29 protein-coding genes are annotated in these 26,024 nt (G+C 37.9%); 8 read left to right on the forward strand and 21 right to left on the reverse strand.

Features of this window, described 5'->3' with window-relative positions; all coding sequences use genetic code 11:
- Window positions 1-83: 83 nt before the first annotated feature.
- Window positions 84-680, forward strand: a complete 597-nt coding sequence (locus PQ460_RS13500) for a histidine phosphatase family protein (RefSeq protein WP_274170126.1) — start codon at window positions 84-86, stop codon at window positions 678-680.
- A gap of 180 nt (window positions 681-860) precedes the next feature.
- Here the strand turns inward: PQ460_RS13500 and PQ460_RS13505 are convergent, their stop codons facing one another.
- From PQ460_RS13505 to PQ460_RS13520, 4 genes are all read right to left on the reverse strand, one after another.
- Window positions 861-1,772: a YwqG family protein gene (locus PQ460_RS13505; RefSeq protein ID WP_274170127.1), complete on the reverse strand. Its 912-nt coding sequence runs from the start codon at window positions 1,770-1,772 to the stop codon at window positions 861-863.
- A gap of 38 nt (window positions 1,773-1,810) precedes the next feature.
- Complete coding sequence (locus PQ460_RS13510; protein ID WP_274170128.1) at window positions 1,811-2,068, reverse strand: hypothetical protein; 258 nt, start codon at window positions 2,066-2,068, stop codon at window positions 1,811-1,813.
- A gap of 71 nt (window positions 2,069-2,139) precedes the next feature.
- On the reverse strand, window positions 2,140-2,403 hold the full coding sequence (locus tag PQ460_RS13515; RefSeq protein WP_273616026.1) for a hypothetical protein: 264 nt from the start codon (window positions 2,401-2,403) through the stop codon (window positions 2,140-2,142).
- Between the two features lie 92 nt (window positions 2,404-2,495).
- The gene (locus tag PQ460_RS13520) at window positions 2,496-3,356 is read right to left on the reverse strand and encodes a helix-turn-helix transcriptional regulator (RefSeq protein WP_274170129.1); all 861 of its coding nucleotides are present in this window, start codon (window positions 3,354-3,356) and stop codon (window positions 2,496-2,498) included.
- Between the two features lie 245 nt (window positions 3,357-3,601).
- On the opposite strand from PQ460_RS13520, the gene fabF reads away from it, so the two are divergent.
- Window positions 3,602-4,837, forward strand: a complete 1,236-nt coding sequence (gene fabF, locus PQ460_RS13525; RefSeq protein ID WP_274170130.1) for a beta-ketoacyl-ACP synthase II — start codon at window positions 3,602-3,604, stop codon at window positions 4,835-4,837.
- A 51-nt stretch (window positions 4,838-4,888) separates the two neighbouring features.
- Here the strand turns inward: fabF and PQ460_RS13530 are convergent, their stop codons facing one another.
- The gene (locus tag PQ460_RS13530; RefSeq protein ID WP_137225016.1) at window positions 4,889-5,371 is read right to left on the reverse strand and encodes a P-loop NTPase family protein; all 483 of its coding nucleotides are present in this window, start codon (window positions 5,369-5,371) and stop codon (window positions 4,889-4,891) included.
- 257 nt (window positions 5,372-5,628) lie between these two features.
- On the opposite strand from PQ460_RS13530, the gene PQ460_RS13535 reads away from it, so the two are divergent.
- A complete protein-coding gene (locus tag PQ460_RS13535; RefSeq protein ID WP_274170131.1) occupies window positions 5,629-6,441 on the forward strand; it encodes an RNA polymerase sigma factor in 813 nt (270 codons plus the stop codon).
- A 15-nt stretch (window positions 6,442-6,456) separates the two neighbouring features.
- The gene (clpP, locus tag PQ460_RS13540; RefSeq protein ID WP_274170132.1) at window positions 6,457-7,038 is read left to right on the forward strand and encodes an ATP-dependent Clp endopeptidase proteolytic subunit ClpP; all 582 of its coding nucleotides are present in this window, start codon (window positions 6,457-6,459) and stop codon (window positions 7,036-7,038) included.
- A 78-nt stretch (window positions 7,039-7,116) separates the two neighbouring features.
- Here the strand turns inward: clpP and PQ460_RS13545 are convergent, their stop codons facing one another.
- The 3 genes from PQ460_RS13545 to PQ460_RS13555 all read right to left on the reverse strand — a co-directional run bounded on the left by PQ460_RS13545 (window position 7,117) and on the right by PQ460_RS13555 (window position 8,424).
- Entirely contained in the window at window positions 7,117-7,749 is a 633-nt protein-coding gene (locus PQ460_RS13545; RefSeq protein WP_274170133.1) for a Fic/DOC family protein, read from the reverse strand.
- The gene (locus tag PQ460_RS13550; protein ID WP_273616019.1) at window positions 7,736-7,921 is read right to left on the reverse strand and encodes a hypothetical protein; all 186 of its coding nucleotides are present in this window, start codon (window positions 7,919-7,921) and stop codon (window positions 7,736-7,738) included. The genes PQ460_RS13545 and PQ460_RS13550 overlap by 14 nt, the downstream gene beginning before the upstream one ends.
- A gap of 161 nt (window positions 7,922-8,082) precedes the next feature.
- Window positions 8,083-8,424, reverse strand: a complete 342-nt coding sequence (locus PQ460_RS13555) for a winged helix-turn-helix transcriptional regulator (RefSeq protein WP_274170134.1) — start codon at window positions 8,422-8,424, stop codon at window positions 8,083-8,085.
- Window positions 8,425-8,530: 106 nt separating this feature from the next.
- Between PQ460_RS13555 and PQ460_RS13560 the strand changes: the two genes are divergently transcribed.
- The gene (locus PQ460_RS13560; protein ID WP_274170135.1) at window positions 8,531-9,445 is read left to right on the forward strand and encodes an arginase family protein; all 915 of its coding nucleotides are present in this window, start codon (window positions 8,531-8,533) and stop codon (window positions 9,443-9,445) included.
- Between the two features lie 101 nt (window positions 9,446-9,546).
- Here the strand turns inward: PQ460_RS13560 and PQ460_RS13565 are convergent, their stop codons facing one another.
- Window positions 9,547-9,849, reverse strand: a complete 303-nt coding sequence (locus PQ460_RS13565) for a hypothetical protein (RefSeq protein ID WP_274170136.1) — start codon at window positions 9,847-9,849, stop codon at window positions 9,547-9,549.
- Between the two features lie 335 nt (window positions 9,850-10,184).
- Here PQ460_RS13565 and PQ460_RS13570 point away from each other — a divergent pair, with 335 nt between their 5' ends.
- On the forward strand, window positions 10,185-10,415 hold the full coding sequence (locus tag PQ460_RS13570; protein WP_274170137.1) for a helix-turn-helix domain-containing protein: 231 nt from the start codon (window positions 10,185-10,187) through the stop codon (window positions 10,413-10,415).
- 79 nt (window positions 10,416-10,494) lie between these two features.
- Here PQ460_RS13570 and PQ460_RS13575 read toward each other — a convergent pair whose 3' ends face one another.
- The 5 genes from PQ460_RS13575 to PQ460_RS13595 all read right to left on the reverse strand — a co-directional run bounded on the left by PQ460_RS13575 (window position 10,495) and on the right by PQ460_RS13595 (window position 15,468).
- Complete coding sequence (locus tag PQ460_RS13575) at window positions 10,495-11,046, reverse strand: hypothetical protein (protein WP_274170138.1); 552 nt, start codon at window positions 11,044-11,046, stop codon at window positions 10,495-10,497.
- 103 nt (window positions 11,047-11,149) lie between these two features.
- Window positions 11,150-11,767: an excalibur calcium-binding domain-containing protein gene (locus PQ460_RS13580; protein ID WP_274170139.1), complete on the reverse strand. Its 618-nt coding sequence runs from the start codon at window positions 11,765-11,767 to the stop codon at window positions 11,150-11,152.
- Window positions 11,768-11,987: 220 nt separating this feature from the next.
- A complete protein-coding gene (locus PQ460_RS13585) occupies window positions 11,988-12,830 on the reverse strand; it encodes a sugar ABC transporter permease (protein ID WP_069328176.1) in 843 nt (280 codons plus the stop codon).
- Window positions 12,827-14,176 carry a sugar ABC transporter permease gene (locus PQ460_RS13590; protein ID WP_274170140.1) on the reverse strand — a complete coding sequence of 450 codons (1,350 nt, stop codon included), beginning with the start codon at window positions 14,174-14,176 and terminating at the stop codon, window positions 12,827-12,829. The genes PQ460_RS13585 and PQ460_RS13590 overlap by 4 nt, the downstream gene beginning before the upstream one ends.
- A 2-nt stretch (window positions 14,177-14,178) precedes the next feature.
- Complete coding sequence (locus tag PQ460_RS13595) at window positions 14,179-15,468, reverse strand: sugar ABC transporter substrate-binding protein (protein ID WP_273616010.1); 1,290 nt, start codon at window positions 15,466-15,468, stop codon at window positions 14,179-14,181.
- Window positions 15,469-15,922: 454 nt separating this feature from the next.
- Between PQ460_RS13595 and PQ460_RS13600 the strand changes: the two genes are divergently transcribed.
- Together PQ460_RS13600 and PQ460_RS13605 are read left to right on the forward strand one after the other, a co-directional pair.
- Window positions 15,923-16,960 carry a LacI family DNA-binding transcriptional regulator gene (locus PQ460_RS13600; protein ID WP_273616009.1) on the forward strand — a complete coding sequence of 346 codons (1,038 nt, stop codon included), beginning with the start codon at window positions 15,923-15,925 and terminating at the stop codon, window positions 16,958-16,960.
- Window positions 16,961-17,323: 363 nt separating this feature from the next.
- Window positions 17,324-17,503 carry a hypothetical protein gene (locus tag PQ460_RS13605; RefSeq protein WP_273616008.1) on the forward strand — a complete coding sequence of 60 codons (180 nt, stop codon included), beginning with the start codon at window positions 17,324-17,326 and terminating at the stop codon, window positions 17,501-17,503.
- 117 nt (window positions 17,504-17,620) lie between these two features.
- On the opposite strand, the gene PQ460_RS13610 is transcribed toward PQ460_RS13605, so the two are convergent.
- The 7 genes from PQ460_RS13610 to PQ460_RS13640 form a co-directional block, all read right to left on the reverse strand.
- Window positions 17,621-18,538, reverse strand: coding sequence for a DUF7638 domain-containing protein (locus PQ460_RS13610; RefSeq protein WP_273616007.1), 918 nt, complete (start codon window positions 18,536-18,538; stop codon window positions 17,621-17,623).
- Window positions 18,539-18,856: 318 nt separating this feature from the next.
- On the reverse strand, window positions 18,857-19,453 hold the full coding sequence (locus tag PQ460_RS13615; protein WP_274170141.1) for a PepSY domain-containing protein: 597 nt from the start codon (window positions 19,451-19,453) through the stop codon (window positions 18,857-18,859).
- A gap of 138 nt (window positions 19,454-19,591) precedes the next feature.
- Window positions 19,592-20,602, reverse strand: a complete 1,011-nt coding sequence (locus tag PQ460_RS13620) for a PepSY domain-containing protein (protein WP_274170142.1) — start codon at window positions 20,600-20,602, stop codon at window positions 19,592-19,594.
- 55 nt (window positions 20,603-20,657) lie between these two features.
- Window positions 20,658-22,118, reverse strand: coding sequence for a sensor histidine kinase (locus PQ460_RS13625; protein ID WP_273616004.1), 1,461 nt, complete (start codon window positions 22,116-22,118; stop codon window positions 20,658-20,660).
- Between the two features lie 15 nt (window positions 22,119-22,133).
- Window positions 22,134-22,838: a response regulator transcription factor gene (locus PQ460_RS13630; RefSeq protein ID WP_273616003.1), complete on the reverse strand. Its 705-nt coding sequence runs from the start codon at window positions 22,836-22,838 to the stop codon at window positions 22,134-22,136.
- A 208-nt stretch (window positions 22,839-23,046) separates the two neighbouring features.
- Entirely contained in the window at window positions 23,047-24,033 is a 987-nt protein-coding gene (locus tag PQ460_RS13635) for an ABC transporter substrate-binding protein (protein WP_274170143.1), read from the reverse strand.
- 100 nt (window positions 24,034-24,133) lie between these two features.
- On the reverse strand, window positions 24,134-25,948 hold the full coding sequence (locus tag PQ460_RS13640) for an AraC family transcriptional regulator (protein ID WP_274170144.1): 1,815 nt from the start codon (window positions 25,946-25,948) through the stop codon (window positions 24,134-24,136).
- Between the last annotated feature and the right edge of the window lie 76 nt (window positions 25,949-26,024).

A 26,024-nucleotide genomic window follows, 5' to 3' on the forward strand; every position in this document is an offset into this window, starting at 1 on the left:
ACTATGTTAAACTTAAATTATCTACTTATTTTTTGTACAGGAACAGCACGACCATACTATTGTGGAGGAATTATACAAGACTCATGACGAAGATAATCGGACTTGTCCGCCATTTTAAAGTAAATAAAGAGTTTCCTCTTCGCCAATTTGTTACAGTGAGTGAACTGATCGCCTGGCTAGAAGAGTATGATATCGCTGATATTCACGATGGTACAACAGATCTACGTGGATTCAATTGGGAGAAATGTTTTGCAAGCGATCTACCGCGTGCGATTAAAACGGCACGTTCAATTTATGATGGCGAGATTACAGTGATGCCCGAGTTACGTGAACTTACACCTCCAAGTTTTAATACGAATATACGTATTCCTTTTATCGGCTGGGGCGTTCTTTTCAAAATCGCTCCATTGCTTAGTCGAAGATATCGCCGCATGATTCGGGAAGTAGAAGCACGCATTAATCGAGCATTAGATGTTATTTTGTCTTCGGAAGAAGAGCATATTCTGGTAGTGAGTCACTGGGCATTAATGTTGTACATGCGTAAGCAATTGGTCAAACGTGGATTCAAAGGCCCACGTATGCGACAGGTAGAAAATGGAAAACTACATGTCTTTCAAGCAATCACTGTACAGTCTCCTTATCCGATCAAAAATAAACAAACGCATAATCAATTAGATTAATAACTGGCATCACACAAATATAGACTATGCTGTTCCTGTAAGATGATAAGGAACCGCATGGTCTATTTGAGTCAGGTCTTGAGTTAGGTCTATTGGACATGTAATACATTTTCTATCATTCATTTATCGTTCAGCAATCTATATCTATGCTCAATTAGACTGTATAGCGAATGTTCTATTTTAACTTGAATAGAGGGAACAATACGTTCGGTCAAAGTTTAACTGTATCAGATCTTCTTTGCGGATAAAAAAATGAATAACTCCTGCATCCCACCACATATACCCGATATCATCATCACTTTCTATTTCCAACAGCATCAGCATATCTTCAATCTCATGATCTGCTTGTTGCTCATTGCCTGCACACTGCTCGACTAACCAGTTACGCCGTTTATCTGTATCATATGTATGCTTACCGGTAAGAATCGCTGTAGCGGCTTCAATATAATCGTCTCCATGCTGGGATACTGGATAACCGAACATTTTGCCAATCATTTCATCGGGGTCAGCGTTAAATTGTTCTTTCCATTCCAGGTATTGCTCATCCGTTATATCATGATTCGCTAACTGATCATAGTCCACATAACTGTAAGAAGGAAATTCAATATCACCCTGAGCATGCACTTCATAGGGTACAAATGGCTGTTCAGCATCCTCTTCCAAAATAGTAGTCTCTTCTGGTTCGCGGTAAGCTATAGATGTCATCTCTTGTTCAGGAATATAGAGGACTTGATGCTCAATTTGATAAGCAGGTTCATCTAAGCCAACAAAAAAGCAAAGTAATCCCTGACGTGGAAAAAAATCAGGCAATCGATCGGTGCCAACTTCGTTTGCTATTTGAGTTAGATTTAATTGAGCTACTGAAGTCATATATTCACCATTTTGCGTAAGCGGCCACTTGATATGTTCAGGTAGATCAGGGTAACCACCTATTCGCGAAACGCCCAATTGCTGACTACCCTGTTGTCCGCGTTCCAAGTGAATCACAGGATGATAATATGCTTGCAAATAAGGCTCTAATGCAGACATCTGCTTATCAGCTAGCAACGATTGAATATAATCACCTTGAAATGCTTTGGGCATAGAACTCATCAGTACTCTTCCTTTCTATATCGCAATCATATCCATCATTAAGGCAGTAACATAAGTAATGCAAATCCTGTCACCGGTACTACAATACCTACGCCAATGCCCACATAAGGATAAGGCGTTTTCCAAAAAGAACGAAATTCTTCTTTTTTTGACTTTTCCTGATTCCAAAAAGTAATCTGACGATCAAAACTACGCATCAATTGTAACGCATCTTGTTCACTACATTCAGACAGTCTTTTTTGTAAAGAAGCATATGCCACATCACGTTCATGTTCTGGCGATTGCGATGAATTCATAGTACTGACCCTCCCCATCCTATATTTAGAATGCATCCCAAATTATATAATCATGTTATGCAAAATTTCTTTTATTTACTCCATTTGCGTTGTACCACCCAATAATTCAAAAAGCGTACAAACAAGCATGCACTGATAATAATTAAAATATAAGCCGTATCTTTTTCCCACGGTGCAAGTCTATCGATTGTCAGAAAAGGGATCAGTACAATAATACTCATTAGCGATAAGCCTGTATTTTCACGATTGTACTTCTGAAAACGATGATAGACTGAACGAAAAATCAACAATATAACGATTAAGGACGAACAAATTAACGGTAAATATTCTAGCAATATAGCACCTCTTTCATCTCTTGCGATCTAGCCAACCGTTTATAGAATATATGGAAATTATAGTATAGCGATCAGAAAATTACAAAAGTTGTTTACAGTTCTGATAAAATTTCTTTACTGCGTTCCATCAATGTTCTTAGCTTCACTTCTGTCGCCGAATCTTCTAACGGAGTATAAATACTACAGCGCAAATCGGTGTTGCCTTGTACTTGCAATGAAGTAAGATCGAATAGCATTTTACCTGCTTTGGCATGTCTAAATTCAATTACTACTTCCGGTGCAGAACTGACTTTGCTCTGTTCCCACAAATGGTAAAAGTCAGGATATAACTCACTCATCTCCGCGATAAACTGCTCATACCACTCATCATCTACATATTGCCCATAATATGCACGAAAAATCGCTAAAAACCCACCTACAAAATCATCCCAATTGACCGCCAAACGACGAAACTCTTTCCGCGAAAATAATAAACCAATCATATTGCGCCCGGGTTCAGGAATACTTTCAAAATCAAGAAATACATGCTTAGCCGCATCATTCCAGCCAACAATATGGCAATGACGATCTGAAATAATAGTAGGACAGTATTGAAGTTGTTGTAAAATTTTGTACAAAGCCGGTGTAATCGCTGGCAGTTCTTCAGATAAAGGTAGTACTGTTGGACTTTTATCCAATGCTAAAGAAAATAAATATTTACGTTCATCGGCTGTTAACAATAAAGCTGACGCTATATTTTCCAGTACAGAAGCCGAGACTTGAATATCTCTACCCTGTTCTAACCATGTGTACCATGTTGTACTTACTCCTGCCAATTGAGCCACTTCTTCTCTTCGCAATCCTGGCGTACGTCGTCGAATCCCTACGATCAATCCTACTTGTTGAGGTAGAATCTTTGCACGTTGTGCTTTGAGAAAAGAAGATAATGCTTGTAAACGGTGTTGTTGATTCAATTGATAACCTCCTTAGAGCGAAGCTAATTTTAATACTCGTTTTTTTGTGCATATTGGTATTCTGTTATTTTCTATTTAAATGATTATTTTAAAAAATATACGATAACCTGTTACTTATTATACTAGGATAAACGGTAACTTGTAATAGGATATTTTGCATGACAGAATAAGGATGTAATAAGACGACATTTAGCGCATTAAATACTAATAGATGGATAGTGCCAAACGCTTAGGAGGATAAAATAATGGAACGAGTTGTGATTACAGGGATGGGGATTGTTTCTCCTTTGGGAAATGATGTAGATACATTTTGGGGAAATTTAGTTAACGGACAATCGGGAATTGGTACGATTGATGCTTTTGATACATCACGACACAAAGCCAAAATTGCCGGGGTTGTGCGTGATTTTGATGGTGATGCTTTATTTGGACGTAAAGAAGCTAGACGAATGGATCGTTTTGTTCAATTTGCTATCGCAGCGGCTGAACAAGCAGTCTCTCATTCAGGATTGAATCTGGAAGAAAGTGATCGTGAACGCATAGGCGTCTATGTTGGTTCGGGTACAGGAGGTATACAATCACTGCTTGATCAAGATCATATCTTAATAGAACGTGGACCTGAACGGGTAAGCCCTACACTCGTACCGATGATGATTGCCAATAGCGCAGCAGCGATGATCAGTATCCGTCTGGGCACATGGGGACCCACACTCTCCCCTGTCACTGCTTGTTCGATTGGCAATACAGCCATCGGTGAAGCGATGCGGATGATAGCTTATGGAGATGCAGATGTGATTATTGCAGGAGGAGCAGAAGCCGCCATCAATGAGGTAGCGTTAGCTAGCTTCGGGAATGCTACAGCATTGTCTACACGCAATGACGATCCAACCGCCGCAAGTCGTCCTTTCGATCAATCACGGGATGGATTTGTGATGGCAGAAGGAGCAGGGATTGTCATACTGGAATCGCTATCTCATGCTTTAGCGAGACAAGCGACTATTTATGCTGAGGTGATTGGTTACGGAGCAAGTTCAGACGCTTACCATATGGTAGCAACACATCCAGAAGGTCGTGGTGCTCATCAAGCGATGAAATCAGCTTTGCGAAATGCAGGCATTACTCCTGAACAAGTCGATGTTATCAGTGCACATGCCACGAGTACAGGCGTAGGAGATCGTTCAGAGACTTATGCGATTAAACAATTGTTCGGCGAACAGGCTTATCAGATTCCTGTTACTGCTAATAAATCGATGTTAGGGCATATGCTTGGCGCGGCTGGTGGTGCAGAAGCAATCGCACTGGTTCAAATGTTACGTGAAGGCATCATTCCGCCTACTATCAATTTGCAACAACCTGATGATGACTGTGATCTAGATTATGTACCAGATGTCGCACGAAAAGCCGATCTTCAGATTGGATTATCCAACTCGTTCGGCTTTGGCGGTCATAATGCGGTTATCGTTTTGAAAAAGTATGAATAATCATATGTCTATTAAAGAAGCACAAAAATGATGTACATTTATTAGCTACATTTATTGCACATATTTGGTAATAATCAATTTGTGCTTATAAGGCTCTAACGCTTCGATAATATTTTTTTTCGTATGTCGTTCAAAATGGTGATTCCATTCGATCATATTCATTAATGTGCCAAATGAAAAGCGATCCTGATCGACTTCGGTTCCTATTTTCTGACGCATAAAACGCAAAATCATTCGTCCATCTCGTACTAATGGAGACGGGGTCAAAAAAATAATCTGCTCTGCCATAGCAAAGCTAAACGTTAACCATTCATAATCCTGCCCCTCAACAATCCACGAGTCTTGCGAGACGATATCTAACAACAATTGCTCTCGCAGGGCAGGTATATTTCTACGTTTCTTTTCTCCCGTACCGTTCCACACTAGATTTTCCAGTGCATAATGAGGAATACCCAATCTGCGAGACAATCGACGTGCCAGATGGGTTTTTCCGCTTGCATGGGCGCCAATAATATGTATCTTCCTTGGTGTCATCTACTTTCACTCCTATTCGCTCGATAGCCGCCCATTTCGCACTTATGTATTACATACTATACTAGCATAGGTTTAGTATAAATCGTTAGAGGTAACCTTTAAAAAAATACCAAGTTCTTGTATGATCTTATTCAAATTCATTCGTATTCTTTATTATGGTTAGACGGTTTGCGTATCTTTTGAATCACCTTATTCGTTTACAAGATATACAACGTTGTAGCAAAATGATTTCCGATCATAAAGGGGGCGCCCCACTCATGACACTTTTACACATTCAACCACAGATAGACTGTTCGGCAAAGCCTATCAACCCAATCAATGAGTATAGTAAAGAACAAATGCTGTCTTTATATAAATACTGTCTGTCATTGACCGGACATGTTGCAGATGCCGAAGATCTTATGCAAGATACTTTTCTCAAAATACTATCTGCCCGGCAAAAAGGCTTACCTATTTCAGAGCAAGAAGCATATACGATTCGAACAGCTCGCAATACTTGGATTGATACGATGCGCAGAAGAACTTATTTCAACAATTATATTGAACAGTATCCATTACTCCTGAGCGATTCGCCAGCACAACCATGTCCACAAGATATTGAACTGGCTGTACAGCAATTAATGGATCTACTATCCCCCTGGCAACAAGCGGTATTTATGTTGCGCGATTTATTTGGCTATTCAGCGGCAGAGACAGCACAGCGGTTAGAGACGACCGAAGGAGCGGTAAAAGCGGCTCTCTATCGAGCAAGGACAATACTTGCCAAAAACAGTGATTGTAACGATGAATCTATTCAGTTAGCTGAAGATGCAGAGATATTAATGGTCTTGCATCATTATGTGCATGCTCTCTATACAGGTGATGCAGATCAAATCGTACAGTTAACTTTGATGCGGATGAACAAAGCCACGCAAGATGTTCATGCTGTTGCGACCAACTTTTTACCTTCACAGGTAGAGCGCTCGACTTCTAGTTTCATCCCTATCGGCTCTAGCGCTGTGCATTCCTCTACGCTATATCACAAGCAGTCTTATCATTTATACTCCTCACAGATAGGTAAGGCTGCTTAACAAGGAGTGCTTGATATGACAACAATCCCTTATGTCGTGGAACAGACGGATCGCGGAGAACGCAGTTACGATATTTATTCTAGATTATTGAAAGATCGGATTATTATGGTCTCCGGTGAAGTGGAAGATCAGATGGCAAATATCATTGTCGCCCAACTGCTTCACCTGGCTGCCGAAGATGAGCAAAAAGATATCCAAATGTATATTAATTGCCCCGGTGGTTCGGTGTCTGCTGGCTTCGCTATCTATGATACGATGCAATTTATTAAGCCTGATGTATCGACAATCTGTACAGGAATGGCGGCAAGCTTTGGAGCGATTTTGTTAGTCGGTGGCACGATCGGGAAGCGGATGGCTTTGCCCAATAGTGAAATCATGATCCATCAACCACTCGGTGGAGCCAAAGGTCAGGCTTCCGATGTGATTCTGTATGCCGATCGCTTGCTTCGCAGTCGAGCTAAATTGAATGAAATTATTGCTGATCGTACCGGTCAACCTCTGGAAAAGGTAGCGCAAGATTCTGATCGGGATTATTTTTTAACGGCTGAGGAAGCAGTTGCTTATGGGTTGGTGGATCAGGTTGTGACGCGGGTGTAAGGTAATGTAGTAGAATATAAAAACAAACATTCGACAAACTAGTGATTAGTCTGTCGAGTGTTTATTTAAAGTTTATTGCTACATATGAGATTTATATTCGTTAGCTATAGTAAAATCAGGTTCTTTATTTTCCAGACAATTATGTATGTGATTACTAAGCTCACTAATATCAATAACGGAACTAATAGATGCATGTAGTAACTGTTGTGGATCAGTACGATTCCAGTCCAATATATAACCATTGTAACGAGCCAAACAACGAATAAACTCTCGTTGCATCCGTCCATTTCCTTCTCTAAATGGATGAATAACATTGATTTCAGCCATATAATGAGCAGCTCGAATAACGAAAAAATCTACTGATTTATCTATTAAGTATTGTTCTTCTTTCAATTGTTGAAATAATTGTTCGATTTGTTCAGGAATATATTGTGAAAGTGCAAAAATGAATCCATCTTTAGAGATATCCTCTGTTCTAAATTTGCCAGCAAATGAATATATATCTCTAAACAAATAATGATGAATATTATGCATATGCTTGATATCAAAGTGACCAGCAACTGGATACTTATATAATTCAGCATTACGCAAACTACTCATCATTCGTTCATAACGCTCTAATGTATTGACATCACGAATATTTTCTTTGTTTTTTAGTATATCTGTACCTGGATAGCAATAAGATGATTGCTGATGATTATATCGAGACAACTTTTGCCAACTCCAATGCCATTTTCTTGAATTGTGACTCTGTAATCTGACCTGTCAGCTTCATTTTAATCAATTGTTGTTCATTCTCAGGGAGATACATACCCTCCACTGCCAAACTTGCTTTGGCATTTTCAAGCGCTCTATTTGCTTCTTCTTCATTAAATTTTCTCATTATGAATCCTCCTTTACTTTGAGTAGCTATATGCATAATTATAGCATTTATAATTAGTATAAACTTCATAATTCCTAAAATTTAAAAGAATATCTTTAGGATTAATACTGCTTTAATTGCATGCATATTATCCATATAGCCACTTACATTAAAACCTGATACTACATCGTTTGATTCTTGACTCCCCACTCGCATAATTCTTCCAAGCCTGGCAAAAGTGATGTGCCTTTAGCTGTAAGACTATACTCTACTTTCGGCGGGATTTGGGGATATTCTTCTCGCTTTACTACACCATCTGCTTCTAATTCTTTCAGTTGCGCACTTAGCGTTTTGTACGTAATTGCACCGATCTGTCTTTTTAACTCATTAAAGCGAACCGTTTGATTTTCAGCCAAAAGATAGATAATGACCATCTTCCATTTCCCACCGATGACTGACAAAGTGTAGCCAAAAGGGGTATCTTGAATATTTTTAATTTTGCCATGATATTCAGCCATACTCATGTATACCACTATCCTTTCGGGTAGTACCTATCCAAATAGTGCGTACTACTTTTATATTTGCGTCCAGTTTATACTAACCTTACTTTAAAAGTAAAGGAGATCAAACATGAATACCAAAACAATACGTCTCTTAATGCCACAATGGCAAGGTGGGGACAATCCTAATTACTCTTTCGGCGCTGAACTACTGGCATGGCTAGCTCCAGACAATGATCAACCTCTGATTCATGTTCCTGTTAAACCTTATGATGGTACACCACTTCAAAATGAGGATGGGATGAATGGGCGAACACAACTCATACAACAATTAGAAGCCGCTGAACATCTTATCCAAGCGCATCAACCTGATCGTATCATTATGTTTGGAGGAGACTGTCTGGTAGAACAAGCACCTTTTGCTTATTTGAACGAAAAATACGATGGTGAATTAGGCTTAATCTGGATCGATGCTCATAGTGACTTAGTTAGATATACCGGATACGATAACGGACATACCCTGCCACTTGGCAATCTTCTCGGCGAAGGAGATCAGGAATTTGCTAACCATGTCAAAGTTCCTTTAAAACCTGAGAATGTATTTATTGCAGGGCTTGCTGTTGCTACAGAAGAGGAAAACAAGTTGATTGCTGAAGCCTTTGAAGCACAAGGTATCAGTGTAGACGAATACGACACTGAAATGATCGAACGATTAGGTATTCGTACAGCAGGAACAGCAGAGTTAGCACAAAGTACAGAATTGATCAGAACATGGATTCAAGAAAGAGATATCAAACACTTAGCGATTCACCTTGATCTGGATGTGCTTGATCCGCAAGCATTTCGTTCTTTATTGTTCGCCAAGCCTTACGAGCCTTATCTTGTTTCTCCTGCGGGCACGATGCAATTCCCTCAATTGCTCCACCTGTTGAAAGAACTCTCTGAAGAAACAAACGTCGTTGGTTTAGGAATAACCGAACATACACCGTGGGATGCGATTAACTTGAAGAATTTACTTGCAGACATCCCTATTTTGAATACGTAATAGGACATAAAGTCTGCTGATAGACATTTAACTTTTTTATATTAAAGACACTCTAGCATTTATATGGGCTAGAGTGTCTTTTGCTACGATTCTACATTATTTTATATCTTTATATCTTCAAATATATAATGAAGTTGTACTCCATCTTTTAATCCTTGCTCATACATAGTGGACTCTGCTAATCCTTGAATTAAAGTCACTTTCTCTTCGTAGGTTGAGAACAGTTCTTGTATTTCAGCAGGAACTTGATTAGAAATGCGTTCGAGAAGTTGTGTACACTCTTTCATTAATGATTGATACTCTTCTATATTAGCTAAATAGCTTACTCCAATTTCATCCATCCGTATCGACATGAATTGGTGAAAAGCAAATTTAATCTGATTTTGACGAAGTATATTTTCCATGTTTGTATGTATCTCTCCTTAAAAGTTAAGCCTATATTTGAACATAACAAATAAAACTATTTCTTGAGCAAACTAATGATTTGAGATAAGCTAATCTGGATATATTTAATAAATCGAATTTTTAATTTGAGAAATCAAATATATATGAATGTACGCTATAAAGTAAAAGATGCGATTGAATATATTCCAGATAAAATAACCAATACCATTATACGTTTATTAGTATAAAAATTATTATATACGCCTTTTAGTATATAGTCAATCTTCGATTCAAGACTTTATATTTTTATTTTGCATTTGTAACAGTTTAATATGATGGAAAGAAGGACTACATAATGAGAACGATACGAATAAAATTAAATGAATTGATGGCAGAGCGTGGTCTTACACAAATGAAGCTTGCGGAAATGTCGGGAGTGCGTCAAGCTGCAATTTCTGAAATGTCACGTAACATCCGTGAACAAGTTAATTTGAGAACATTAATCAAAATTGCTGATGCTTTAGATATAGATGATCTATCCGAACTGATGGTAATAGAGAAAAAAGAATCGTCTGAATCAGATTAAATAAGAAAGAAGTATCTTTATTTAGCGATAAATAAGGATACTTCTTTCTTATTTACCAGTTTAAATTCTAAAAAATTTTCTAGCGTTTTGGCATCACTATAACTGTCAGTATACTAATAAATAAAATAAGTATGTAAATCATATATATTATCGCTATTATTAAAATAACCCATCCTAATATAGGAATATTATAAATCCAATTTATTAAATCTATTAATTTGTGATTCCATAAATTCATAACTAAATTTTGATTGAAAATAGAATAAATATAAAAAATAATCATTGCCAAAAGTCCATAGTACTGATTATGAATAATATTATATGTATTTGGGTCTTGCGCTTCACCTATTTTTTGAGCAATATCTGCAAAAGAATAAATAACAAATGTAAGTCCGCCAATTATTAATAATCCTAAAGAAGGTTGTCCAGATTTTATAGTAGAACCAATTAAAATAGTACATGAAGCCATAAAATAAAGAGGAATCATACTAATCACAAACAAATAAATTTTTGTGAATTGCTCAGAAAATATTAATGCTAAAATTGATAAAGGAATTGATACTAATTTCCAAATCACACCGATTATTAAAAAACAAACGACTATTGAATATAAACCCGTAAACAATTCCATTAAAGTTATCTCCTTTATTTTAAAGTATAAAATAATCATTTGACGGAAGTTAGCAATAACTTTCTATAGCTATTTCTAACTTCCATCAATAAATGATTAAATCCTATTCACAAGCAACTCCATCCCGATCTCTATCCAACTTAGTACTATATCCTGGGTCGTCTTCGTAAAGAGGAGTTACACCAGCATCACGTGCAACTGAACAATTTTGATAAAACACTTCTGTGACAGGACTTTCTTCTTCCTCAACTGCATCCGCCACTTCAGGCTCTGATGGTTCTTCTACCACTACCTCTTCTTTTTTAATGGTTGCCGCTTTTTTTGGCTTTTCTACTTTTTTATCAGTAACTTCTTTTTTAGATTCCTCAATATTTGTTTCAACAACTATAGGTTCTGAAACAGCTTCTACTTCTTCTATAGGCTCAGTGGTTTCTGTTATGACAGGAGTTGGTTTTACTTTTTCATTATCTGTGGCTACTTCTATGTCTGTATCTTTTTCTACTGTCTCTGTTTTCACCTCTGTTGATTTCAAGTTATTGATGGGAGTAGATACTGTTGGCTCTTTTGTATCTGTCTCATTGCCTGTAGAACCTATAATTAATGCTAGCACAGCCCAAGTTACAGCAAAATAACGTGTTGGTTTATTCAATCTTTTCCAGTAGAAAAATATCATAATATACGGAATAACAATCCAAGTAAAAATCTTTAAACCTTTTTTCATTAATAATCCCCCAGAGTTACAAATTTTGTACTAAAATTATTTTATTATCTATTTATGATAACCGCATTTTATTCTTTGATGTTAACATTTTTTAATTATTTTTCACTTTAATTTAAAAAAAACTTTATATGTAATATATTGGCATTTTTCCCTCTCGAAATATACACAAAAACAGACCTATCTCCACCATCCGAGATAAGCCTGTTCCTTTTATTCTTTCTTACCCCTTCGTTGCTCCTGCCGTTAAACCATGTACCAAGAAGCGTTGCAAGAACATATACAACAACGTAATCGGCAATGCCACCAACACCGAGCCTGCGGCGAATAGTGTAAATTCTGTGCTTGAATACGTATTGACCAACTCATACAATCCTACCGCTAATGTCCAATTCTCCCGTGATCGCAAGATCAGTCGGGCGAAGATAAAGTCAACCCATGCACCCGCGAATGTCGTTAACGCAATATACGTAATGATCGGCATCGACAACGGTAGAATAATACGACTGAAGATTTGGAAATGACTCGCTCCATCTAGCAAAGCCGATTCTTCCAACGCTCTAGGAATCGTATCGAAAAAGCCTTTGGCGACAAACATACCCAGTGCCGCACCAGACGTATACACCAGTACAAGTGCCCACGGAGAGTTAAGTAGATTCATTTGCAATAAAATAACATACACTGCAATCATACTCATAAATCCCGGGAACATGCCTAGAATCAATACCAGTGACATCATCGTTTGTCTGCCTTTAAAACGGAAGCGTGACATCGCATAGGCTGTTAGTACCTGGAATAGCGTTCCCAGAATCATACTGGTGATCGCAATTTTGAGTGTGTTCCAATACCATTTTAAGTAAGGCAAATCTTTATCCGATTGCGAACGGAACAAGTCCATATAATGTTCCAGTGTTAACTTTTGCGGAATCAATGTCTCACTATAGAGTGAATCGCCTTCTTTGAGTGAGGATAGAATAATCCAGAGCGCTGGATAAATACAGCCAATCGCGATCAGTACAAGCAAGATGTAGCTGAACACCAATTTAACACGTTGTTGTTTTCTCATTGGATCATATCCTCCTCTTTAAAGGAACGGCTACGTCGATAGTTATAGAGCGAGAATGCCGCAATAATAATAAAGATAATAATGCCGATCGCTGATGCAAAGTTATATCGTTGATTTTCCAGAGTTAGCTTGTACAACCATGTCACTAACAGATCGGTACTACCTGCGAACGCATAATCTCCATTGGCTGGTAATCCATTTGTTAGCAAGAAAATCACGTTAAAGTTATTGATATTCCCTGCAAATTGCATAATTAAGATCGGCGCTGTCTGGAACAATACGAATGGCATCGTAATATTACGGAACTTCTGGAAACCTGTCGCCCCATCCACTTCTGCCGCTTCATAGAGATCACGCGGAATCGCTGTCAGTACACCCAGTACAAGGATCATCGACACTGGAATACCGATCCACATATTCACGAGAATAACAGTTACTTTCGCCCAGAACGGATCATTAAGCCACGGAACTGAACCCAGACCCATCATACGCAAATATTGGTTGATCGGGCCAAATTGGAAGTTCAGTAGATTACGCATAATCAATAAAGAAATAAATTGCGGAATCGCATACGGCAAAATAAAGAGCGTACGCCACATGCCTTTGAATTTAATCCCTTTTTGTTCGATCAGTAATGCAACCAGAATACCGCCAAAATATGTAGTCACTGTTGCCACAACTGCCCAGATAATCGTCCATGTCAGTACACCGATAAAGGTATGACTCCACGATTTGAGTGTTAACAGATTGGTAAAGGTACGGAAGCCTACCCAATCGACTAGATTTTTCGCCGGGATATGATCCGGTGCAGAGTAATTGGTAAATGCCATCAATACCATAAAAATAATCGGCACGATCGTAAACACCAGTACACCAATCGCTGGCAATGTTAAAAGCAAATACGGAAAGCCCTGATTACCGATCATTTTCCATGTCTGACGGAACGTATTTCCAACTTCGCCACGTTCTCGCTTTTTGCCGATACGATAAGCGTCTTTGATATTCGCAATATAAAAACATAACAATAATGCGATATACAATAGTGCTACCAGTCCATAGATCATCATAAAAATCGAATGATCTCCCGGTACATTTTGATACAGTCGTCCGACTTTTTCCATACGGGAAGGCTGATCACCAAGTGTGATCAACCCCCAGATATTATTCGCCAGACTGGTAATAATCAGATATACACTAACCAGTTCAGCGATTAGAAAAATAATGCCTTTCGCCCACTGGCGATTATACATTTGCCCGAGTCCCATAATCAGCGCCGATAAGATCGCTGCTATAAGCCCACTACCTACGCCCGTTGTTCGCTCAGGATGGATTAATACTTTTCCCATTGTTATTGCCCTGTCTCAATATTACTCTTCATTTGACTAACTAGATTATCCAGTGCTGCTTTTGGATCTTTATTGTCATTCCAGATTGAAGACATCGCTGCTTCCATCGGAGACCAGAATTGCGCCATTGCTGGAATCGAAGGCATTGGAACTGAATTTTCAAATTGCTTCAAGAAGACAGTTGCAATCGGATCACTTTGTACTTGCTCACTTGCAGCGGCTTTGGTATTGGATGGAAGTGCTCCATTCATCTCAAAGTTCTTGGTCTGCCATTCTTCAGAAGTAATAAAGTCTGCAAACAATTTAGAAGCATTCGGATACTTCGTATAAGCGTTTACAAAATAAGCTTTTACGCCTGAGAAAGGTGTCATCGGTTTACCATTTGGTAGATTCGGATACATACCTACACCGATATTTTTAACCGATTCTTTCAGTGAACCTGTATCCCACGGCCCGCTAATATTCATCGCTAATTTGTTAGAAGTAAATAGTGATTTTTTGATATCTGCATTAATATCTGATGTTTTCAGTGGCAGAATTTTGTTCAATCCTTGAATAAATGTTGCTGCTTCTACTGCTGCTGGATTGTTTAAGCCGATATCTTTGGCATCTGTACCATCGCTACCGAATACATAAGAACCGTATCCACCGATAAATGGGAATACATAGTAACCGTTACCGACTTCCCACATGATCGCAAATTTATTAGCTTTGGTATCGTTGAATGTTTTGGCAAAATCAATAACACCGTTCCAGTCTTGCGGTACTTCTTTGATCAAATCTTTGTTGTAGAAAACTGCTGTAGTCTCCACAGACTTCGGATAACCATATAACATATTGTCATACGTTAACGCTTTGATCGCAATTTCACTGTTACGGGACTTGGTATCTTCTTCGAACCAGTCATTTGGCAATACGACCCCTGCCGATACCCCTTGACCGATCTGATCATGAACACCAGCGAATACATCGCCACCTACACCAGCAGGGCCATCTGTAACCATTTGCCCCATTGATTTGTCCGGTCCTACTTCTGCAAAGCTAACATCTACATTATATTTTTCTTTAAATGCTTTCGCTGCTGCTTCAATAAATGTTTTCTGATCGCCACTATCCCATACTGTTAGCTTAGCGCCTTCTTCAGGAACCATTTCTTGCTGATCTGCTGGTACTTGAGAATCGGTTGCTGCCCCCGGTGTTGTCGTGCCTGCTCCCCCACTATTACAAGCCGATACCAGTAACATCATGATTAACAAGCAACTCATGATTCCCCACTTTTTGCGATTCATCATTCTTTTTTTCCTCCGCTCTATAGTATGATGGCGAGCGCTATGATTATGTACTGTTATCCAGGGTTATGTTGCCTATGTACTTTCACTATATCATTTGCGCAAACGTTTGTTCATATTAGCATATGATACCCCTTACTCCAGTCATAAAATTCTAATAATCACCACTAAAGGTAAATGATGTTATAAGTAAGCGCTTTATCCAGCAAATCCATCATAACTGAAATATGGGAATTGTAAAAACGTTTGCACAAACAATTTAACGCCATATTCAGGCTTTTTCTAAATATAAATGCTTATATGCTATCTATTTCTCTGAAAATCATAAAATATCGCCTATTTTCTTTTATGTGATGTATATTTTGCAGTTTACATCTATATAGCATATGTTTTAACATAGATAACACAGATAGTGATGGTTATTTATATTCCAAAAACCATGACCAGGGAGGTACACATGTCGGTTACGATCAAAGATGTCGCTAAAAGAGCAGGCGTATCTCCTTCTACCGTTTCGCGTGTATTGTCTAATCATCCGCGAATCAGCCATGCTACCTCAGAAAAAGTGAGAGAGATTATGGAGGAGATGGGCTACCATCCGAATATGATGGCAAAAAGTTTGGTATCCAAAACAACCAAAAGTTTGGGTGTAATTTTGCCCAAGCCTGCGGAAGAGTTGTTTTTGAATACTTTTTTTATGGAATTAATACGTGGTATTGTGACACAAGCCAATCGAAGTGGATATGATGTAGTGTTAACTTCGGGTGCTAGTGAAAAAGAAGAAGTCGATGCGGTATCAAGATTGGTATTTGGCGGACGGATCGATGGTGCTATTTTGCTCTATTCTCGTCAAAATGATCCTGTTGTTGATTTTCTTAGTGAAAAAGAGTTCCCTACTGTATTGATTGGACGTAGTGAGCAACATGCTAATGTCCTTTCTGTGGATACTAACAACATCGAAGCCGCAGCAGATGCTACCCGACATCTTATCCAATTAGGGCATCAGCGGATTGGTTTTGTTAGTGGCCCTTCGGAATTGGTTGTATCGATTGATCGTATGAGCGGGTATCAACAAGCTTTGAAAGAAGCTGGACTTCCACTACGGGATGATTGGATCGTTGAAGGTGAATTTTTGCAGGAAAGTGGTTATCGGGCGATGTCTTTTTTTATGAATTTGCCTGAACGTCCAACTGCATTAGTCGTTGTCGATGATATTGTAAGCTTTGGAATTTTGCGCGGATTGCATGAATTGGGATATAAAGTTCCTGAAGATATCTCTATCGTTAGTTTTAACAATATTGCTTTGTCCGAGTTATCGACTCCACCATTAAGCAGTATTGATATCGGTATTTATCATCTAGGATATACAGCTTCTCAAGCATTGATTCAAGCGATTCGTGGTGATGATCATAGTCTACTTTCACAGCGTCATATTGTTCCTCATCGTCTCATTGTACGTGAATCGTCTATGTTTTCCCCTACTCGTGCTGAATAAGTACTACCCTATGAATATGGATAAAGCGACTATACCGGATGATGTTCATCGGGCTAGTCGCTTTTTTTGATAAAAAAGGCTGGTGGATAGATACATCCAAAATCTTAGATAATGCGAATAATAGAATAAGAAAGGCATACATGAGGATATAAAAGGTGATAAATGGTTTTATTATACAAATTTACTTTTAATTTATAAAATAATTTTAAGAATTTAATGTTATTTTAAGCTACGCATCACATTTTGTTAAACTAGGCACGATATAATAACTATACAGAAACGATATCGATTCTATCCAAACTTCGTTTTTGTTGTGATAGATAAACAGCTTGATCCAATTATTTCATCCGAGGAGGGTTTACGATGAATAACGATAATAACTTATCTCTATGGATGACCCAATTTCTGTGCAGTCCCGATCCAGTGAAAGAAGAACGTATTGAACAAGCAGAGATTGAGAATAATCCAGTTCTGCTGCAAAGCATCCGTTTTCACTTAGAGCTTCGCAATCGGTATGATCTGCTTGAACATCACACGTTATAATAAAGGATGGACTATGAATACATTCAATCTAACGATTGAACGATCTCACCACAGCGATGATTCGTTCATAAGATAAACCCCTTTTCCATATCCATAGGAAAAGGGGGTTTATTATATTTAGACCTGTCTTTTCTCTTCTGTATATAAAATACGGATATAATCCTCATCTCGATTATCCATATCACCTAGATACATGCGCTCATGTTCAGGAATCGCTTCATAAGCTATCCGAAGATCTTCTTTATGCTCTTCTGTCGGATGTTCTAAATATTTATAATAACGCTTACGACAAATATCTAATAATCCCGGATGTTTGTTCAATTTTTGATAAATATCTAGTACTTGCTTGTATTTATCGGTAATATCTATAATATAACTGCCATTCACCATCACTACATCACCTAGACGATCGAGCGTAATGACTGTAGGTTCTTTTAATTCTGTAAAAAAAGTGCCGTTGCTAAATAATTCTTCTAACTCTTCTATTTTCAACATTTTTTGAAAGCTGGCATTTTGACATTCTATAGTTCCATCTTTGTATACGCTTAAATACACTAGATAATTGGCACCTTCATATTTCATAAAAATAAAAAAGCCTTCTCCTGTGACGACTTTGTACCCTACTTCTGATTCTACATAAAAGTCTTGTGCATATGGAGATTGAACGATTTTGTATTTTTCGTTTTTCATTTTTTCGGCAAATGAAATCTCGTAGATGTTATCCATACCTGGATTCAGTTGCTGCACGATGTTAGTTATGTAGTCATAGTAGGTATGTGCATTATGGTTCCAAGAACCACTGATTGTTTTATAATCACCCAGACCAAAAATAGAAATTGATTCTCCATCAGGCACCTGCGGTGTTAACCATTCTAAATCGATTTTGTCACGTACTCCTTTAAGATCCGCCAGCTCCCAGCAATTCACCATTCCATCTTCATAAATATCTACATTGATATAAAAGTATTGTCCATTACGGATAAATCCCGGAATCGTCGTTCCTTCTATTGTTTTGTCTCTTCTAATTTTATGCATGAGTACTCTTTCTTCCTTCCCATATTCACTATCTTTTTTATTCATTTACAATAACAGATATCTATTTATTAACCTATTAAGTAATTGTTTAACGTATTATTAGTTATAAATTTTAGGTGATCCTATATTTTTTTTCAATAAAATCCTATAAAAGTATCTATTTATTTTTTATATAGTTAAGTAAATTATGTATTACAGTGTAGCAAAAAGCTCTTACTCTGTAAAATAATCCTAAGATCATTTGCAGAATAAGAGCTGATTGATAGTACATTTATATTGTTTATCGTCGCATATCGATGTTACCTATAACATATTATATTAATCGTTATCGTAGTCGTCATTGTCGTTGTCATAATCTTTATCAATAGATAGTACTTTACCTGTAGCGGCATCAATCTCAACTGTAGCTTCGCCACCTGTAATGTTCAAGTCTACTTCATAAGTTACTCTACCATCATCGCTATCACGATCTACTTTAGTTACAGTTCCTTTAACTGCTTTTAGAGCGATTGCTTTAGCTTGTGCAGCCGTTTTAACTTTATTGTTAGCATTATTGGTAGCTTGGCTGTTGTTATCATCGTCGTCATTATCATCATTGACTACTTTTAATACCGTTCCGTTTACAGCATCAATATGAACGTCTACATCTTTATTTGAATTTGCTTTGTCCACGTCTACTTCATAATACAATTTTCCATTATTAGTACGTTCCAAATCAACACCGTCAATAGTACCACCAGGCACTTTCGTTAATGCGATTTGCTTCGCTTTTGTTTCACCAATTAACTTGCTAGTTGTTGCTGTTGTACTGTTGGAGTCACTTGAATTATTCGTTGTAGCTGCTGTAACTGTTCCCATTGTTCCCAAAGCGATTGCTGCTGATAATACACCGATACCTAGTTTTTTGTTCATCATGTGATAGTTCCTCCTAGTAATATTGTTATTGAATTTCATTTGTTCTTGCCTCTGTTATTAATATAAAGCTTACAAATGAGATGTCGATTACAATAAGATTAGAATTTGATGAGAAAGGCGATATGCTTGTTACTATTGTTATTTTTCGTTATCTGAATCGTCTGCATCGTCCCACGTTACGGACATTACTGCTCCAGACACAGCGTTGATCTGTACTGTTGCTTCTCGCTCATCAGGTGTATCAATATCGACTAAATAATACGATTGACCTTTATCTTCATCATCTTCATAGTCGGTATCATCGACTTTACCTGGTACTTGAGTAAGAGCAATTCTTTCTGCATCTTTTTCTTTCAATATTAATACAGGTGCTGGTTTGGGTGCATTATTTTTGTCTTTATCTTTGCCTTTATCTTTGCCTTTATCTTTGCCTTTACGATCATCTTTGTGTTCGCGGTTGTCTACAGGCGGTACAGGAGCGCCTGCCGGTGGTACGGTAGCATCAGGAGTAACACCCGGTTGCTCATTAACCTGCGGTTGGTTGTTATCTGATCCGCTGTCATTGCGATGATCATCTTCATTTGTTGTAGCAGAGGATGAATCATCCGTAGAAGGCGCCGGATTACTATTAGTGTCTGTCGATCCTTCTGAAGATGATGAATTAGTACTATTACTGCTATCATTTGTAGATTCTGTTGGATTAGTAGCTGTTGTAGGCTCTGTTACAGCCGAGCTTGACGAATTCGAATCATTAGTTGAATTTGAGTTAGATGAATCGGTATTCGTAGTACTATTTGGTGTTGTCGTTGTCGCTACTGCCGATTGTCCGATCTGTTGAATCGATTGAATCGCTCCACTATTTCCGTTTACTTGAACCTGATACATACCTTGATCTGATTGTAATTGTACTGTATAGATTCCGTTATTTAATGCAGTTTCGGTGACTTTACCCGGATATTGCTTGAGCACTACATTTTTGGCTTGTGTGGATGTTAGCGCTGGACTTGCTTGTGCGATAGACTTCCACCATAATGTCATAACAAACATCAGAATTAATAAAATCACGACTGCTCCAGCTATCCACCATCGTTTATCTTTAATTACAGCAGATAAAGTATTCGTAGATGACGGTGCTACTGTTCTATGCATCTCTCTGCGTCGCATCTAAGGATCACTTCCCCCAATATAATTTCTAATTGCATTGTCATTGTACAGAATCTTTATTAGAATTTGCTGAGAATACTGTAGTTGCCGGTACAAAAATAGTCGGTAACGAAACGATCGCTGTTGTGCCTTTCTTTTCTACACTTTCTAGACGTATTGTCGCTCCAATTGCATCTGCTATCTCTAACGCTAATGTCAGACCTAACCCTGAACCACCTACATCGGTACGACTACGTGCTTCATCGACCCGGTAAAAGCGGTCAAACACTTTGGATAGCTCTGCTTCTGGAATCCCTATGCCTTGATCGATAATTCGAATACATCGACGCTGTATCGTCACAGTACCGGAATCATCTGAAGCAGGTGAATCTTCCCCAAGTTCAATCACAATATGATCTTCACTATATTTACGCGCATTGTCTAGCAAAATAAATAACAATTGTCGCAGTTTGCCCGCATCATTTTGAATGACCAATAAAGAAGGCTTAGATAGTAATTCAGGTGCAACCTTTACATCGATCTGACGTTGATACGCATTGTGGAATCGTTTGACTAATTCATCCACTTCTTCTGTTAGATTAATAGGTTCTATTGATAAGTTCCATTGTTCTTTATGCTTGGCTAATAATAGTAATTGCTCGGTCATTTCTTTCATCCGTACTGCTTCTGAATGAATAGCATCGACAGATTCATAGAATAGTTCCGGTCGATCCATTCCTCTGCGTTTTAGTAGGCTGGCATAACTTTCGATAATCGTGAGTGGTGTTTTGAGTTCATGAGAAGCATTGGAAACGAACTGTTTTTGCTTATCATAATTTGTCTCTAATAAATCGATCATCGCGTTAAATGTTTGACCCATTTCTAACAATTCGTCTTTCGACTTAGGATCTAATGCTAATCGCTTGAATCGTCCACTTCGCTTAATCTCACTCATGGTTGAAGTCATTGCTCCGATCGGACGCATAATAATTCGTCCCAAAATATGACCGGATAAAATGACCGGAATCATCGCAATACCTGTAACAGTAATCAATACAATCCGTAGCACTTGTAAGTAATTTTCCGTCTGATGCAGGCTTTCGGTTACCTGCACATTGACTACAGAACCATCTGTCCAGATAACAGGAATGGATACAAATACATATCCATTGGCTTGATACGTAATCTTTTCGGCTTGTAATTCTTTGCTATATGTGACCGTACGTTTACTTAGTTCTTGTTCTGAAGAAGAAGTCACCACTAATGAGTTATTTCCTTTTTCAGTGACGATCCGAATCATACCATCTACAGGCACATAGGCACGAAGCAATTCAGCCGTAGTCATTGATCCTGCAATTTGTCTAATATTATCTGCTGTTTTATTTGTTTGCGATTCGACTCTTACCAATTGTTCATTAATCGATAGACGGCTAAATACGATATAGACGAGCAGATTGGTCAAAATAAATAACAACGCAAATAAGACCGAAGAATACAAATGTATTTTACTTCTTAGCTTCATCCGGTATCCTTTCTTCTAACTGTTATCCTTGATCACATACCCTACTCCGCGAACAGTATGAATAAGTTCCCGCTCAGGATCTTGATCTACTTTTTTGCGGACATAACGAATATAGACATCAACTACATTGGTATCTCCATAATAATCATACCCCCACACAGCGGTCACAATCTGATCGCGGTTAAGCACTTGACGTTTATTTTTGAGCAGATAAGCCAGTAAATCAAATTCACGCGGAGTAAGTTCTATCTGTTGTTCGCCCCGGATCACTTCTCTTGTTCCTTCATTTAGCTTGAGGTCAGCTACTGTTAACCATGTACCGTCTTCATTGTGATCTGTTGTAGCCGAAGGCTGTGGACGCTGACGTAGAGCGGCTCGCACACGAGCTAACAATTCTTCAATCTGAAAAGGCTTGGTAATATAATCATTAGCTCCCAAGTCTAAGCCGGATACTTTATCTTCAACAGAACTTTTGGCAGTCAATAAAATAACCGGTGTCAATCCACCCATATCACGAATACGTCTGAGAATTTCGATTCCATTCATTTCAGGAAGCATCACATCTAATAAGATCAGATCATACGTACTTTCTTGATACAAATCCCATGCTTGCGCTCCATTATAGGCTTGTGAAATATCGTACCCTTCTGCTTCAAGCTCAATCTGTAGCAGTCGAGAAATTTTATGTTCATCTTCTACGATTAAAATATGTTCTTTCAATCTCTGTTCCTCCTTGTTGCTGTATCTACTCTATTTTCACTTATCCTTTATCATACCAGACCATGCTATGTTCACGAAATTCAGTTGTTGCGCTAATTAATAACCAAACAAAAAAAGATACTTCATACAGCAAGAGAAATCATTCTCTATAACTATATCAAGTATCTTGTAATCTTATTGTGAAAATAGAAATCATAAAATGAAGAGTTTAAGAGTTTTTGTTATCTATGAGCATATCTTTGATTAATCCAATCTGCCCGATAATAGATTCAGGATCATAATAAGAGAATACATCATACGGCAATGTATAGACATGACCTTTTTTCACTGCGGGTAAGTTTTTCCAGAGCGAGTTATCCAATACTGAACTGATATCAGCTTGTTCAGTTTCATTGTTAAAACAGATAAAAATATAATCAGAGTTCGCATATTCAGGTAATGCTTCTAATGAAATATCTTTAATTTGAGCATCACTATCAATCACTTCTTTTTTTACGATATCTAAAGGTTTTAATTGCAACGCGTCATAAATAGCATATCCACCGCGTCCATAATTTTCACCCAACACAGCCAATTTTTTGCCACGTACATTTAATAATGTCGCTGTTTGTCCCGGTTTTACAATATCTTTGATTTGTTCGCGGGCTTCCATCGCTGTCTGATGATAACGATCTAACCATGCTTGTGCTTGTTGTTGTCGATCTAATAATTTGCCTAATAATTGAATCTCTTCTTGAGGATTGTGATATGCCGTATAAGGAATATAGATTGTTGGTGCAATTTTGGAATATTCATCATACTTCTCCACATCAAAATCATTAATAATGATTAAGTCGGGATTTAGCTCAACTACTTTTTCTAAAGATGTAGGTGTACCGATATCTGCTATACCTTTTTCTTGCTCTTTCAAAAATGGACTGCCCATCCACCATTCTTTGTTAGCGCCTACTGGAGTAATGCCAAGTGCAATTAATGTACCATGATAATATGTGGATACGACTCGCTGTGGATGGGTTGGAATCGTAACAGGCCCTTTTGCAGTCTCCACTGTTCTTGTAGAAGCTGATGTTGCTGTGTTAGTAGCCTCTACAGATGACACCTTATTATTGTTACTACAAGCTGCAAGCAATACTACGGTTAGCAGTAATATCGTATACGACATCATACTTTTTCTTATCTTTATCCAATAATTCATAATTTCCCCCTGATATTTAATTGATAATCATTATCAGTTGGAATCATATCAAGTTTAATTTATCGCGTCTATGCACAAACATGATCATTTGTTATGACGATCATGATGGGAACTGTTGTAACCACAACTGTAATTGAGCTTCAAGTGAACAAGGATCAAATCCATAAAAAATATTACGATCCATCACATACACTTGCTTGTTCTGTACAGCTGGTAATTGAGACCATGCTGCTGATTGTATGACAGGTTCGATCAGCACAGCCGTTTCCCCTTCTATCGGATAATGAATCACAATCATATGATCGGCTGCATACTCATTCAGTTCCGAACTTTCAATATGCTGACAAATGATATGCTGATCGATAATACGTTCTTGTACGATTGAAGGTGGCTGATGACCTAACTCTCGATAAATAAGGGGCCCGCCCATACTTCGCTGATCCCCATATACATATATTTTTTCAGAGACAATTTTGTAAATACCTACAGTCTGATCAGATGGAATATGGCTTGCTAAATATGTTTTCGCTTGCTCTACTTGATCATTCCAATCATACAACCACTGCTCTGCTTGCTCTACTTTTCCTACTTGTTCAGCTAACCATAGCCATTGTTGCTTCCAATCATAATCGTCAATTCGAATCGTTTGTAAAGGTACATATTCCTCAAGCATTTCTTTACCTGCATTGTCTTGATAAGCAAATACAAGATCAGGCTGTAACATATTCATAAGCTGGATCGATTGATCTAGATCAGTATGCAGAATATTCATAGTACTGAGATCAAGCTTGCGATGATAAATGTCCCATTTCCATGATTCAAGGTAACCTGCTTGAGGAACGATATTCAGATGCAATAACATGGCTGTAAAAGGATAATTCCATGCAGCATACTGCTTTTTAGCAGATTGATACTGCTTGGGTGATAAAGCAAATAATCGTTTGAACCGCCGACTAAAATAATGCTCATCCGGGTATCCATTACGTTTGGCAATTTCACTGATACTTGCACTAGAATACTGCAAATCTTTTTTAGCTATATTCATACGTAAGCGGTATACATACTCGGTAAAAGAACAACCTTTATACTTACGAAATATTCTTGAAAAATGTTCAGGTGTAATTCCTAATTGAGCAGCGATAACATCACGACGAATCTCTTCACGATAATGCGTTTTTACATAATGAACAGCTTGTTCGATCAGTGTCAGATGACTGGCTTCGGTAGCGACTGACTGATCATTCCATATCAGATGTAGCAATTGGTAAAATAATAACTGACTATAGATCTGTTTTTCTACAGACATTTCTTTTGAATACTCGGTCAGCTCTAACCATTCTTTGCATAAACGCTGAATTTCCAAAGGCGAATGTGTCGCAATAATAGAAGGTAGATGCATAGTAGACCAGCTAGAAGAACTGGGATCATGAGATGTAAATATTAATTTGAACACTTGCAGCGGTTGAGAAGAAACATTATACAGAAATACACCACTTCCAGCAGGGCAAAATAAAACTTGATTGGCATGGATCGGTAAGCGGCTACCTTGAATCTGTGCTTCTGCTTGACCTTCTTTTACAATAATAAGAGTATCGTGTTCAGCTACCATCCATTCTTTAAGATGTGCTGGTAAATAAGTCATAATCGTCAATGATAAAGGAACCCATACTTGACTGGATAACATATGAGTCTGTTGCTTGTTCTCCTGATGGGATAGTCTATTTCCTTCTACAAATGGATATGCATTTTCTTTTAATTGACGGGTGATCGTAACCACTTCTTCATCTGACAATCTGCCTATGTATTTAACAGTACGATGTTTATTTTTGCCTTGTTCGTCTCGATAAGATTCTACAATACGATAGTAAGTATACTGTTGCCCCTGCTTGTGTACGGTTTGCTTTTTCAAAAACATGATCTACATTCCTTTCATTTTGGGACTACAAGTTAAGGACTACAGGGTGTAATAAAAGTACCTCAATCCAGCAGGT

Source organism: Paenibacillus sp. KACC 21273 (assembly GCF_028736095.1).
Lineage (GTDB): Bacteria > Bacillota > Bacilli > Paenibacillales > Paenibacillaceae > Saccharibacillus > Saccharibacillus kyungheensis.